The sequence below is a fragment of the Brevundimonas vesicularis genome, from assembly GCF_900445985.1.
Taxonomy (GTDB): Bacteria; Pseudomonadota; Alphaproteobacteria; order Caulobacterales; family Caulobacteraceae; genus Brevundimonas; species Brevundimonas vesicularis_D.
On sequence record NZ_UAQP01000014.1, the window covers coordinates 1,510,131 to 1,523,509 of the forward strand.

The 13,379-nt window shown below is 68.7% G+C and carries 11 protein-coding genes and 1 other RNA gene; all 12 read left to right on the forward strand.

Annotation, left to right across the window (positions count from 1 at the left end; translation table 11 throughout):
* Nucleotide 1: 1 nt before the first annotated feature.
* The 12 genes from DT343_RS16545 to murG all read left to right on the forward strand — a co-directional run bounded on the left by DT343_RS16545 (nucleotide 2) and on the right by murG (nucleotide 13,321).
* The gene (locus DT343_RS16545; protein WP_112863744.1) at nucleotides 2-763 is read left to right on the forward strand and encodes an N-acetylmuramoyl-L-alanine amidase; all 762 of its coding nucleotides are present in this window, start codon (nucleotides 2-4) and stop codon (nucleotides 761-763) included.
* A gap of 32 nt (nucleotides 764-795) precedes the next feature.
* Nucleotides 796-1,184: RNase P RNA component class A (gene rnpB, locus DT343_RS16550), an RNA gene on the forward strand.
* Nucleotides 1,185-1,586: 402 nt separating this feature from the next.
* Nucleotides 1,587-2,063 carry a division/cell wall cluster transcriptional repressor MraZ gene (locus DT343_RS18715; RefSeq protein ID WP_017504538.1) on the forward strand — a complete coding sequence of 159 codons (477 nt, stop codon included), beginning with the start codon at nucleotides 1,587-1,589 and terminating at the stop codon, nucleotides 2,061-2,063.
* On the forward strand, nucleotides 2,060-3,040 hold the full coding sequence (rsmH, locus tag DT343_RS16560; protein WP_112863745.1) for a 16S rRNA (cytosine(1402)-N(4))-methyltransferase RsmH: 981 nt from the start codon (nucleotides 2,060-2,062) through the stop codon (nucleotides 3,038-3,040). Before DT343_RS18715 ends, rsmH begins: the two co-directional genes overlap by 4 nt.
* On the forward strand, nucleotides 3,037-3,486 hold the full coding sequence (gene ftsL, locus DT343_RS16565; RefSeq protein WP_112863746.1) for a cell division protein FtsL: 450 nt from the start codon (nucleotides 3,037-3,039) through the stop codon (nucleotides 3,484-3,486). The genes rsmH and ftsL overlap by 4 nt, the downstream gene beginning before the upstream one ends.
* Entirely contained in the window at nucleotides 3,483-5,267 is a 1,785-nt protein-coding gene (locus DT343_RS16570) for a peptidoglycan D,D-transpeptidase FtsI family protein (protein WP_112863747.1), read from the forward strand. Before ftsL ends, DT343_RS16570 begins: the two co-directional genes overlap by 4 nt.
* Nucleotides 5,264-6,724 carry a UDP-N-acetylmuramoyl-L-alanyl-D-glutamate--2,6-diaminopimelate ligase gene (locus tag DT343_RS16575; RefSeq protein WP_112863748.1) on the forward strand — a complete coding sequence of 487 codons (1,461 nt, stop codon included), beginning with the start codon at nucleotides 5,264-5,266 and terminating at the stop codon, nucleotides 6,722-6,724. Before DT343_RS16570 ends, DT343_RS16575 begins: the two co-directional genes overlap by 4 nt.
* Nucleotides 6,717-8,156, forward strand: coding sequence for a UDP-N-acetylmuramoyl-tripeptide--D-alanyl-D-alanine ligase (locus tag DT343_RS16580; RefSeq protein ID WP_112863749.1), 1,440 nt, complete (start codon nucleotides 6,717-6,719; stop codon nucleotides 8,154-8,156). Before DT343_RS16575 ends, DT343_RS16580 begins: the two co-directional genes overlap by 8 nt.
* 9 nt (nucleotides 8,157-8,165) lie before the next feature.
* A complete protein-coding gene (gene mraY / locus DT343_RS16585; RefSeq protein WP_017504532.1) occupies nucleotides 8,166-9,275 on the forward strand; it encodes a phospho-N-acetylmuramoyl-pentapeptide-transferase in 1,110 nt (369 codons plus the stop codon).
* A 4-nt stretch (nucleotides 9,276-9,279) separates the two neighbouring features.
* Nucleotides 9,280-10,665 (forward strand): UDP-N-acetylmuramoyl-L-alanine--D-glutamate ligase, encoded by a 1,386-nt coding sequence (gene murD, locus DT343_RS16590; RefSeq protein ID WP_112863750.1) that lies wholly within the window; start codon nucleotides 9,280-9,282, stop codon nucleotides 10,663-10,665.
* Nucleotides 10,662-11,837 carry a peptidoglycan glycosyltransferase FtsW gene (locus tag DT343_RS16595; RefSeq protein ID WP_112863751.1) on the forward strand — a complete coding sequence of 392 codons (1,176 nt, stop codon included), beginning with the start codon at nucleotides 10,662-10,664 and terminating at the stop codon, nucleotides 11,835-11,837. Before murD ends, DT343_RS16595 begins: the two co-directional genes overlap by 4 nt.
* Nucleotides 11,838-12,229: 392 nt before the next feature.
* The gene (murG, locus tag DT343_RS16600; protein WP_112863752.1) at nucleotides 12,230-13,321 is read left to right on the forward strand and encodes an undecaprenyldiphospho-muramoylpentapeptide beta-N-acetylglucosaminyltransferase; all 1,092 of its coding nucleotides are present in this window, start codon (nucleotides 12,230-12,232) and stop codon (nucleotides 13,319-13,321) included.
* Nucleotides 13,322-13,379 lie beyond the last annotated feature (58 nt).

Consider the following 13,379-nt stretch of genomic DNA (forward strand, 5'->3'; position numbering starts at 1 on the left):
CATGACGTCCTACATCGACGCGCCTTCGCCCAACTTCGACGCGCGCCGTGCGCCGCCGGACATGCTGGTGTTGCACTACACCGGCATGCAGACCGGCCAGGCCGCTCTGGCCCGCCTGCGCGACCCGGAGGCCAAGGTCTCGGCCCACTATCTGGTTGAGGAAGACGGCCGCGTCTTTCATCTGGTGCCCGAGGAGCGCCGCGCCTGGCACGCTGGTCGCGGCGTCTGGCAAGGCGAGGACGACTGCAACGCTGCGTCCATCGGCATCGAGATCGTCAATCCTGGCCATGAGTTCGGCTATCGCGCCTTCCCCGAAGCCCAGATCGCGGCCGTCATCGCCCTGATTTCCGATATTCGCAGCCGCTGGACCATCGCCGACAACCGCATCATCGCCCATTCCGACCTGGCGCCGGATCGCAAGGAAGATCCGGGCGAGCTCTTCCCCTGGAAACGTCTGGCCGAGGCCGGGCACGGCCTGTGGTTCGAACCCGCGGCCGAACGCGTGCAGGCCTTGGGCGGCCTGTTGCAGAAAGGCGATCAGGGCATCGGCCCGATGGTGCTCAGCGCCGGTCTGCATCGGTTGGGCTACGGCCTGAAGGCCAGCGGCGACTACGACGCCGCCGTCGAAACCGCCGTCCGCGCCTTCCAGCGTCATTGGCGCCCGGCCCGCGTCGACGGCGTCGCCGACGGCGAAACCCGCGCGCGTCTGGTCGGCCTGCTCCAGCTGGCCAGCGCCGATAGCGTCACGGGCGTATTGAATTGACGTTCGCGCCGCTAACGCGCATCTAGCGCGCGCCAGACGGCTGGGCGGTCGCGGCGGACTTCGCGTCCGTCGAGGAAAGTCCGGGCTCCACGGTGAAAAGGCGGCGGATAACTTCCGCCCGGGGTGACCCGAGGGATAGCGCCACAGAAAGCAAACCTCCGGCCTTGCGAGACCGGTAAGGGTGAAAGGGTGGGGTAAGAGCCCACCGCGGACCTGGCAACAGGGACGGCATGGCAAGCCCCGCCTGGAGCAAGACCAAATAGGGACATCGCGCGGGCTCGCTCGCGGGGCTCACCGCCTCAGATGTCCGGGTAGGTCGCGAGAACCGATCAGCAATGGTCGGTCCAGAGGAATGATCGTCGCCGATCCGGGCCTCGGCTTCGGAGCGGAACAAAACCCGGCTTACAGGCCGTCTGGCATACTTTTCTTTAGGCCTATCGGCCTTCGGCCTACTTGAGGCCCGGAGGGTCGGGCGTTGGCGCCCTCCCTAAGCGCGTCGCCTAATCCGAGTTTGGATTATCCCCTCATTTCAGCGTTCTGACGGCGGTCCCGCGCTTTCGCGCGCGTTAACCTATTGTCTGGCAATGGAAGGTTAGAACGCCTCACAGCCTGTGAATACTTTGTTTGTTCCGTGTATGTTCCAGCTGGTCGAGCGTGCTTAAGTCGTCACACGTCAAAACATGGTTAAATCTTGGCTTCGATCCCATTGAGGCCCATTTCATCCCATGCTATCCCAGCTTCATGATTTGGGGCTGAGAGGCGGGCGCGGCGGGCGTTCGTCAGGGCATCTAGGGACGGGCCGAAGGGCTCGATTGGACAGGGCGTGTTTCTCTCGACCTATGAGAAGCAGCTGGACGGCAAGCGCCGTCTCCTCATCCCCAACGATTTCCGCACGACCGAAAACGGCGCCGCTGGCGGCGTGTTCATCTTCCCTTCGATCGAGGCCGACTGCCTGGAGGCGGGCGGCGACCGCCTGTTCGCCGTCTATGCCGAAATGATCGAAGCCCTGCCGTTCGGCTCCGAGGAGCGTTCGGCGCTGGAGTGGCAGGTGATGGGCGAGCAGGTGCGTCTGGCCTACGATTCCGGCGGTCGGATCACCTTGCCCGAGGCGCTGTGCGCCGAGGCGGGTCTGGGCGACACCGTCGTCATCGTCGGCCTGAACGACCGTTTCCAGATCTGGTCGCGCGAGAAATGGGCGGCACGCCGCGCCGAACAGCGCGCCCTGGCAAAGGCCGGCATGGCCCAGATCGGCGCCCTGAAGCTGGCGGCCCAGATGAAGTTGGCGGGAGGCGGATCGTGACCGACGTTCTCCCCAACGCCCCTCACGCCCCCGTCCTGCTGGCCGAGGTCATCGAGGCCCTGGCTCCCGCGCTTGGCGATGTCGTGATCGACGCCACCTTCGGCGCCGGCGGCTACACCCGCGCCATCCTGAAGACTGGCGCCCAGGTCGTCGCCCTGGATCGCGACCCGACGGTCCAGCCGCACGCCGACGCCGTCGCCAAGGACTTCCCCGGCCAGTTCCAGCTGATCCGCACCCCCTTCTCGGGTCTGGCCCAGGCGTTCGCCGACAGCGGCAAGGCGAAGCTGGACGGCGCGGTCTTCGACATCGGCGTCTCGTCGATGCAGCTGGATCAGGCCGAGCGCGGCTTCTCCTTCATGCGCGACGGTCCGCTGGACATGCGCATGTCCGATGAGGGTGCGACCGCCGCCGACATCGTCAACACCTGGGACCACGGTCCCCTGGCCCACATCTTCAAACTGTATGGCGAAGAGCGCCAGTCGGGCCGCGTCGCCACCGCAATCCTGCGTCGCCGCGCCGAACAGCCGTTCACCCGCACCTTGGATCTGGCCGAGGTGGTCGAAAAGGCTCTGGGCGGCCGTCGCGGCGCGCCCATCCATCCGGCGACGCGGGTGTTCCAGGCCCTGCGCATCGCAGTCAACGACGAACTGGGCGAGCTGGAGCGCGGTTTGGAGGCCGCCGAGGCGACGCTCGCCCCCGGTGGACGCCTCGCCGTCGTCACCTTCCATTCGCTGGAAGACCGCATCGTCAAGGCCTTCCTGACCGAGCGCACGGGCAACAGCCCTGCCGGCTCGCGTCATGCGCCGATGGCCGTCGATACGCGCAAGCCCAGCTTCACGCTGCAGTTCAAGGGCGCGCGCGAGGCGGGCGACGAAGAGCGTTCCACCAATCCCCGCGCCCGCTCGGCCAAGCTGCGCGCGGCCGTGCGCACCGACGCGCCGGCTTGGGGCCGGATCGATGGGAGAGCGGCGGCATGACCACGGCGCCCTTCTTCACCTATTCCCGCACCGCCCTTCAGCGCCTGTTCGACTGGAAGGTGCGCGGCGTGCGCTGGGTCGAGATCATCGGCGTGGCCTTGGTCGCGATCATGATCGTGTCGGTCTATGCCGCCAAGGCCGCCGCAGCGCGTGAGAGCAGCCGCATCGCCCAGATCGAACAGGACATCCGCGAGAACGGACAGCGCGTCCGCCTGCTGCGCGCCGAGGTCGCCCGCCTGGAGCAGCCCGCGCGTCTGGAAAGCCTGTCGCGCCAGATCGGCATGGCCCCCGTCGCCGTCGCCCGTCAGGCCAAGGAGGGTCAGCTGACGGCCCTGAAGCCCGTCCCCGCTCAACCCGCTGCATCTGCTCCCGCAGCCGCGGCGGCGCCCGCCGCCGTCGCCGATGACGCGCCCGTTCCCACGCCCTCGCCGGAGCCGGCGCAATGAGCGTTCAGGATCATCGCTATCACCGCCCCGCGCCGGGCGCCGATTTCCAGGAACGGCTGCAAGGCCGCCTGTCGCCCTTCTGGCGCTGGCTGACGGAACTGGTCTGGCGGCTGGAGCACGGCTTCGAGCGCGCCCGCGCCGACGCCCGTCCGGAAGAGGACACCCGCGTCCGCATCTTCCTGATCCTGATCGTCTTTTCCTGCGTCTTCGGCGGCCTGGCCATCGGCGCGTCGTACAAGGCCCTGTTCGCCCCGGCCAACGGCCTGGGACGCGGCGTCAATCCGAACGCCCTGGTGCGCGGCGACCTGACGGACCGCAATGGCGAGCTGTTGGCCACCAACATTGTTCACTACGGCCTCTACATCGACCCGGCCGAGATCTGGGATCGCGACCTGGCCTATCGCCAGATCCGCCGCGCCCTGCCGCGCATCTCGGCCGAGCGACTGAAGAAGGTGCTGGGCGGCGACCGTCGCCTGATTGCCCTGACCGGCCTGACGCCCCAGGAAAAGGCCGCGGTCCACGACTTGGCGCTGGGCGGCGTCACCTTCGAGCCCGAAGACCGCCGCGCCTATCCGCTCGGGACCTCGGCCGTCCATCTGATCGGCGACGCCGACACGGGCGGGCAGGGCGTCTCGGGCGCCGAACTGGCCTTCAACGACGAGATCCGCACGGCGGGTCAGCGCGGCGAGGCCTTCCCCCTGTCCATCGACCTGCGCGTGCAGGGCGTTCTGGAAAACGAACTCGCCGCCGCCGCGATCAAGAACCAGGCCAAGGGCGCCGTCGGCATCGTCACCGACGTCCAGACCGGCGAGGTGCTGGGCATGGCGTCCTGGCCGACCTTCAACTCGGCCGATCGCGGCGCGGCGCCGGACGGCGCGACGCTGAACCGCGCCGTCTCGGGCCACTACGAAATGGGCTCGGTATTCAAGACCTTCACCGTCGCCGCCGGCCTCGACACCGGCCGGGCCGACATGAACACCCTGTTCGACGCCTCCCAGGCCTTCCAGATCGGCGATCGCAAGATCAAGGACTTCCACGCCCAGAACCGGGTGATGACCCTGGAAGAGGTCTATTTGCACTCTTCCAACATCGGCACGTCGCAGCTGGCGGTGCAGATGGGCCCCAACACCATGCGCGACTATTTCCGCCGCCTGGGTCTGCTGGACGCCGCCAGGATCGAGCTGAAGGAATCGGCCAAGCCCGTCGTGCCGCGTCGCTGGGACAACTCGACCCTGGCGTCGCTGTCCTTCGGCTACGGCATCATGATCACCCCGGCCCAGATGGTTCAGGCCATGGGCGCCCTGACCAATGGCGGTCGGATGATCCCGCTGTCGCTGCGCAAGGGCGGTGCCCGCAACGTTCAGCCGCAACAGGTCGTCACCGAAGAGACCTCGCGCGCCATTCTCGACCTGCTGCGTCGCAACGTCGTCAAGGGTTCGGGCGGTTTCGCCGACGCGCCGGGCCTGCGGGTCGGCGGCAAGACGGGCTCGGCCAACAAGCTGGTCGGCGGTCGCTATGACCCCAGCCACGCCCTGGGCTCCTTCGCGGCGGTCTTCCCCGTCGATGGTCCGCTGAACGGCAAGCGCTACGCCATCCTGATCGTGATGGACGAGCCGGGGACCTATCCCAAGACCGGCGCCTATGTCGCTGCGCCGGCCGTGCACAATATCGCCGACCGCATCGCCGGCTTCCTGGGCGTCGAACGCCGCGACGATCGCTGGCGCACGGCCTCGGGCGAGAAGATCCCGCAGTATCAGGACGTGGCGGGGGACGGGCTTTGAGCGCGCTTCACCTGTCCGACCTGCTGCGCCGCGACGTGTCCTCGGATCCCGTCATCACCGGCGTCACCGCCGACAGCCGCAAGGTCTCGCCCGGCGCCCTGTTCGTCGCCCTGCCTGGCACGGCCGCCGACGGCCGCGCCTTCATCCCCCAGGCGCTGGCGCAAGGGGCCGCTGCGGTTCTGGCGCCGACCGACACGCCGGATGGCGCGGCGCCCGTTCTGGTCACCTCGGGCGACGTGCGCCGGGCCTACGCCATCGCCGCGCGGGGATTTTATGGCGCCCAGCCCAAGACCTGCGTCGCCGTCACCGGCACCAACGGCAAGACGTCGGTCGCCACCTTCTGCCGCCAGATCTGGGCCGGGATCGGCCACAAGTCCGCCAGCATGGGCACGCTGGGCGTGATCGGCCAGAAGGGCGACAGGACCTACGCCCTGACCGGCCCCGGCCTGACCAGCCCCGACGCCGCCGAGGCCGCGCGCCTGATGGCCGAACTGGCCGCCAAGGACGTGACCCACGTTGCGCTGGAGGCCTCGTCCCACGGCATTGATCAGCGCCGCCTGGACGGGGTCGCCCTGAAGGCCGCCGCCTTCACCAACCTGACTCAGGACCACCTCGACTATCACGGCACCATGGCGGACTACCGTTCCGCCAAGATGCGCCTGTTCGAGACCCTGCTGCCGCGCGGCCGCACCGCCGTGCTGAACGCCGATTCCGACGCCTATTCGGTCTTCGCCTCCGCTTCGATCATGGCGGGTCTGGGCGTCATGGGCGTGGGCGAGCGCGGTCGCGACCTGACCCTGATCGGCCGTCGCGCGACGCCGGAGGGCCAGCGTCTGACCATCGACGTGCGCGGCGACATCCGCGAAATCCTGCTGCCCCTGGCCGGCGCGTTTCAGGCGTCCAACGCCCTGGTGGCGGCCGGTCTGTGCATCGCCGCCAACGATCCCGCCGACGCCGTCATCGGCGCGCTGGAAGGCCTGACCGGGGCGCAAGGCCGCCTGCAACGCATCGACGGCGGCCAGGAAGGCCGTGGCGAGGTCTATGTCGACTACGCCCACACGCCCGACGGGCTCGAGACGGTTCTGAACGCGCTTCGTCCCCATGCGACCGGTCGACTGATCGTCGTCTTCGGCGCCGGCGGCGATCGCGACCGCGGCAAGCGTCCTCTGATGGGCGAGATCGCCGGGCGTCTGGCCGACATCGCCATCGTCACCGACGACAATCCGCGATCCGAAGACGCCGCCGCCATCCGCGCTCAGGTCCGCGTCGGCTGCCCCGACGGGATCGAGATCGGCGACCGCCGCGCCGCCATCGAAGCCGCCGTCGAAATGATGCGTGACGGGGATGTGGTGGTCATCGCCGGAAAAGGGCATGAACAGGGTCAGATCGTCGCGGGCGTGACCCACCCCTTCGACGACGCCACTGTCGCGTCCGAGGCCCTGTCTCTCTATGCCTGAACACTCCGCCCGCCCGCTCTGGTCGGCCGCCGAAGTCGCCGCCGCCACGGGCGGCGTGCTGCACGGCGACGACCGCCCGATTACGGGCCTGACCTACAATAGCCGCGAGATCGTACCCGGCGATCTGTTTTTGGCGCTGAAGGGCGAACGCGACGGGCATCAGTTCGCCAGCGGCGCCTTCGCATCGGGCGCTGCGGCCGCCTTGGTCGAACATCCGGTCGAGGGCGGCCCTTGCGTCGTCGTGCCCGACACCTTGCGCGGCCTCGAAGCCCTGGGCGTCGCCGCTCGCGAGCGCGCGCCCCATGTAAGGCGCGGGGCCGTCACCGGCAGCGTCGGCAAGACCAGCGTCACCCAGGCCATCAAGGCGGGCCTTGATCTGGCGGGTCCCGCCCACGGCTCGATCAAGAGCTACAACAACCACATCGGCGTGCCCCTGACGCTGGCCCGGATGCCGGTCGAGACCCAGCGCGCCGTGTTCGAGATCGGCATGAATGCGCCGGGCGAGATCGCGCCCCTGTCGCGCTTCGTCGCCCCCCACGCCGCCTGCGTCACCACGGTCGGTCCGGTCCATATCGAGGCCTTCTCGGACGGCGAGGCCGGGGTCGCGCGTGAAAAGGCGACCATCTTCCAGGGTCTGGTCCCGGGCGGTGCGGCGGTGGCGAACGGCGACGTCGCCTTCTCGGCTGTCCTGTGCGACACGGCCAAGGCGGTCGGCGCGCGCCTGCTGACTTTTGGATCCGACGCCGGCCATGACGCCCGCCTGCTGGACTTCCGGCCGGACGCCGAGGGCGCGGCGGTCGCCGCCGAACTGTTCGGGCGACGCATCGACTATCGCCTGGCCCAGTCCGGCGCCCATTGGGGCCTGAACAGCCTGTGCGTCCTCTTGATGCTCGACGCCCTGGACGTGCCGCTGGACACGGGCCTGGAGGCCCTCGCGGGGTTCCAGCCTCTGGCCGGACGCGGCCAGACGCGCACGGTCTCGACGCCGGACGGCGCCTTCACCCTGATCGACGAAAGCTACAACGCCAATCCGCTGTCCATGGCCGCCGGGTTCAAGACCCTGGGCGCGCGCTCGACCTCGGGCCGCCGCGTGGTGGTGCTGACCGACATGCTGGAACTGGGCGAGCAGAGCCGCGACCTGCATGAAGGTCTCGCCGGCCCCATCGACGCCGCCGGTCTCGACCTTGTCCACGCCGCGGGCCCCGAGATGCGCTGGCTCTACGACGCGCTTCCGGTTTCTCGACGCGGCGTCTGGCGCGCGACGGCGGCGGAACTGGCGGCCGAGGCGGCCCTGCTGGTCGCGCCCGGCGACATCGTCATGGTCAAGGGTTCGAACGGCTCCAAGGCCTCGCTGGTGGCCAAGGCGCTTGCGAACCTCAGTAGCGCCGAAGGCGTCCCCTCAAGCAGTGACGCCCCGCGGGCGTCGCGGTAGGGAAGAAACATGTTCTATCTGCTCTATCTCTACTACGCCGACGTGGCGCACCAGTATCCGCTGCTGAACCTGGTTCAGTACCAGACGGTGCGCGTGGCGCTCGCCATGGCCACCGCCATGATCGTCGCCGTCGCCATGGGCAGCCGCTTCATCAACTGGATCCGCGCCAAACAGGGCCGGGGCCAGCCGATCCGCGACGACGGCCCGGTGTCCCACCTGTCCAAGGTCGGCACCCCGACCATGGGCGGTCTGATGATCCTGGCCGGCATCGGCGTGGCGGTGCTGCTCTGGGGCGACCTGACCAACCCCTACATCTGGATCGTCAGCTTCGTGACGGCGGCCTTCGGCGTGCTGGGCTTCATCGACGACTACGCCAAGGTGACCAAACAGACCTCGGCCGGCCTGACCTCCAAGCAGAAGCTCCTGGCCCAGACCGTCGTCGCCGTCGTCGCCGGCGTGCTGACCGTGCTGTGGATGACGGTGTCGCCGACCTCGCCGGGGCTTGAGACGTCGATCGCCTTCCCCTTCTTCAAGGCCGTGCTGCTGAACATCGGCTGGTTCTATGTGGCGTTCGCGGCCTTCACCATCGTCGGCTTCTCCAATGCGGTGAATCTGACCGACGGTCTGGACGGCCTGGCGACCGTGCCGGTGATGATGGCGGCGGGCGCGTTCGGCGTGATCAGCTACCTCGCCGGCAACTTCGTCTTCGCCCAGTATCTTCAGGTCCACCACGTGCCTGGCGCGGGTGAACTGGCCATCTTCTGCGCGGCCATGATCGGCGGCGGCGCGGGCTTCCTCTGGTACAACGCCCCGCCGGCCAAGATCTTCATGGGCGACACCGGTTCGCTGGCTCTGGGCGGCGCGCTCGGCGCCATCGCCGTCACCACCAAGCACGAACTGGTCCTGGGCATCGTCGGCGGCCTGTTCGTCATGGAGGCCGCCTCGGTCATGATCCAGGTCGGCTATTACAAGCTGACCAAGAAGCGCATCTTCCTGATGGCGCCGGTCCACCACCATTTCGAGAAGATGGGCTGGCCGGAATCCACCGTCGTCATCCGCTTCTGGATCATCGCCGGCGCCCTGGCCCTGCTGGGCCTGTCCACGCTGAAGCTGCGCTGATCCGATGATCTCCGTTCCCGGCTTTGAAGGCAGGCGGGTCGCGGTCTTCGGCCTGGGACGGTCGGGGATCACGGCCGCGCGCGCCCTTCAGGCCGGGGGCGCGATCCCGATTCTGTGGGACGACGGCGAGGCCGGCCGGGCGCAGGCGATAGGCGAGGGCTTCACGGTCAAGGACCTGGCCGCCGCCGACTGGTCCGACTTCGCCGCCCTGGTCCTGTCGCCCGGCGCGCCCCTGACCCATCCCAGGCCCCACTGGACCGTGGACCTGGCCCGCGCGGCCGGCGTGCCTGTCCTCGGCGACATCGAACTGTTCGCCCGCGCCCTGGCCGACCGGCCGAAGGATCAGCGGCCGCGCGTCGTCGCCATCACCGGAACCAACGGCAAGTCGACCACCACCGCGCTGATCGGCTGGGTGCTGAAGTCGGCGGGCCTGACGGTCCACGTTGGCGGCAATATCGGCGTCGGCGTCCTGGCCCTGCCAGAACCGACGCCCGAGGCTGTCTATGTGATCGAGGTCTCCAGCTATCAGCTGGACCTGACCACGACCTTCGTCCCCGACGTCGCCATCCTGACGAACATCTCGCCCGACCACCTGGACCGTCACGGCGACATGGACGGCTATGTTGCGGCCAAGGCGCGCATCTTCGCCAATCAGGGGCGGGATGATGTGGCCCTGGTGGGCGTGGACGACAGCTGGGGGCAGGGGATTGCGCGTGACCTGTCAGATCGCGCCACCGTCATCTCGACCCACCCCTCACAGAGAGCAGAAGGATATGTCGCGCAGCCGGGTGCTATTCTGAAGAACGGCGAACGGGTCGCCGACCTCACCGCCGCCCGCTCGCTCCCCGGCCGTCACAACGCCCAGAACGCCGCCTTCGCCTATGCGACCGCCCGCGCGCTTGGCCTTGATCACGACGCCGCCGTCGCCGGCCTGCTGTCCTTCCCCGGCCTGGCCCACCGGATGGAGGCGGTCGGCCGCCTCGGCTCCGTTCGCTTCATCAACGACTCCAAGGCCACCAACGCCGATGCCGCGCGTCAGGCCCTGGCCTCCTACCGTTCCGTCTTCTGGATCGCCGGCGGCGTGCCCAAGGCCGGCGGCATCGCGGACCTGGCCGACCTCTTCCCCCGCATCGCCAAGGCCTATCTGATCGGCGACGCGGCTCCAGCTTTCGCCGAAACGTTAGGCGCTGCGCCCCACGTTATCGCCCGCACCCTCGACGCCGCCGTGGCCGCCGCAGCCGCCGATGCGGCCTCTGCCGGCGGCGACCAGATCGTCCTCCTGTCCCCCGCCTGCGCCAGCTTCGATCAGTTCAAGGACTTCGAGGCGCGCGGCGAGGCCTTCCGCGCCGCCGTCCTGGCCCTCGGCGCCGTCCCGGAAACCGCGTCATGAGCGCTCCCTACACCCCCGCCTTTTCCCGCAACGATCAGAGCCATGTGGCCCAGTGGTTCTGGACCGTGGATCGCGGCCTGCTGGGCGCGGCCCTCGCGCTGATGGCTTTGGGCGTCGCGCTCAGCTTCGCCTCCAGCCCCGCCGCCATCCTGGCCGATGAATCGATCACCGACCCTTTCCACTATTCCTGGCGGATGATGGTCTTTTCGGGCGTGGGGCTCAGCATCATGCTGACGACCTCGCTGATGTCGCCGCGCGGCGTGCGCAGGATCGCGGTCCTGGCCCTGTTCGGGGCCATCTTCGTGATGATGGCCTTGCCATTCATCGGCGACACGGTGAAAGGGGCCGCCCGCTGGGTGAACTTCGGCCCCTTCAGCCTGCAACCGTCCGAGTTCGCCAAGCCCGGCCTGATCGTCTTCGCCGCCTGGATGTTCGCCGAGGCGCAAAAGGGGCAGGGGGTGCCCGGCGTCACCATCGCCTTCGGCTTCTACGCCCTGACCGTCTCGCTGCTGCTGATCCAGCCCGACATCGGCCAGACGCTTCTGATCACCACCACCTTCATGGCCGTCTTCTTCATGGCGGGCGTGCCGTTCAAATGGATGGCGGTTCTGGCCAGCCTCGGCATGGCGGGGCTGGTGTCGCTGTATTTCGTCTTCGGCCACATGCGTGACCGCCTCAGCCGCTTCTTCTCGCCCGAAACCACCGACACCCACCAGATCGACAGCGCGTCCGAGGCCATCCGCGCCGGCGGCCTGCTGGGCCGGGGCATCGGCGAGGGCGTGATGAAGCGCCGCGTGCCTGACCTGCACACCGACTTCATCTATTCCGTCGGCGCCGAGGAGTTCGGCCTGATCCTCAGCCTGATCATGATCAGCCTCTACGCCTTCATCGTCATTCGCGGCATGCGCCGGGCCATGAAGCTGACCGACCCGTTCGAACAGACGGCGGCGGCGGGCCTGTTCATGCTGATCGGGCTTCAGGCCTGCATCAACGTCGCGGTGAACCTGAACCTGATCCCGACCAAGGGCATGACCCTGCCCTTCATCAGCTACGGCGGCTCCTCCATGCTGGCCATGGGCCTGACCATGGGCTTTGCGCTCGCCCTGACGCGGCGCCGACCCGGCGCCTACGAACCCGGCGCCAGCCTGACCATGGGCCGGCGGCTCCTTTGACTTCGTCATCCTCCGGCGCGAAGCGACCGGGGGACCCAGCGGCGCGCGCGAGCGCGAACCTGTCGCGGACTCAGCGTGTCGAAGATGTAGTGGCGGACCCATCGCCTCCGGCGCCGCTGGGTCCCCCGATCTCGCTCCGCTCGTCGGAGGATGACGAAAGAAGATTAGCCAGCATTTTCCCGACTAGACGTCCCCGTAATTTCAAACGCCTGGAGCCGACCAGCGACCGTCTCCTGCCCACGCCTCAAAACCGTGCGATCCTGTCGCCGCCCCATTCCTCGCCGCACCGTTCCCCGCCGACATTAGACAGATTAGACGAATTAGACGGTGTTTTTGCCTGCCCACCGTCTGAACTTCAGACTATTCAGACCCTCTTTTTCGGAGCCTCGCCCATGACCAAGCTCTGCGTCGTCGCCGCCGGCGGCACCGGCGGCCATATGTTCCCGGCCGAGGCCCTGGCGCGCGAGATGGCGGCGCGCGGCTGGCGCGTGGTCCTGGCGACCGATCATCGGGGCGAACAATACGCCCACGCCTTTCCGGCCGAGGAACGGCTGGCGCTTGACGCCGCCACCGGCTCCGGCCCGCTGGGCCTGATCAAGGCCGGCGTCGCCATCTTCAAGGGCGTGGTCCAGGCGCGAACGGCCTTCGACCGGCTGGGCGCCGACATCGTCGTCGGCTTCGGCGGCTATCCGTCCGCCCCGGCCCTGGTCGCCGCCGTCACGTCCCAGCGACCGACGGTGATCCATGAACAGAACGCGGTCCTTGGCCGCACCAACCGCATCCTGGCCCCCTATGTCGGTCAGGTCGCTTCATCCTTCCCGACGCTCGAACGCGCGCCGGCCAAGGTCCAGGGCCGCTCGCACGTCGTCGGCTCGCCGGTGCGGTCCGAGATCCGCGCCCTGTTCGACCGCCCCTATGCCGCTCCTGCCGCCGATGGCCCCATCCATCTGCTGGTGACCGGCGGCAGCCAGGGCGCCCGCATCCTGTCCGAGACCACGCCCCGCGCCCTGGCCGCCCTGCCTGAAGCCCTGCGCCGTCGCCTGAAGGTGCAGCAGCAGTCACGCCCCGAAACGCTGGAGGCCGCCCGTCAGATCTATCTGGAGGCCGGGATCGAGGCCGAGGTCGCCCCCTTCTTCCGCGACATGGCTGACCGGCTGTCCAAGGCGCACCTGGTCGTCGGCCGCTCCGGCGCCTCGACCTGCGCCGAACTGGCTGTCGCGGCCCTGCCGTCCGTCCTGATTCCGCTGAAGATCGCCACCGACGACCACCAGCGCCTGAACGCCAAGGCCCTGACCGATGCGGGCGCGGCCGAGGTCATTCTGGAAGACGACCTGACCGTCGATCGCCTGGCCTCGACCCTGACCGGGGTCCTGTCCGATCCGGCGCGCCTGTCGGCCATGTCTGCCGCCGCCCGCAGCGTCGCCATCCCCGACGCCGCCCAACGCCTGGCCGACCTCGTCGAGGCAACGGCCGGCCGAGCATAATGTCTCCTCCCCACATGTGGGGAGGGGGACCGCGTAGCGGTGGAGGGGCTCTTCGCGC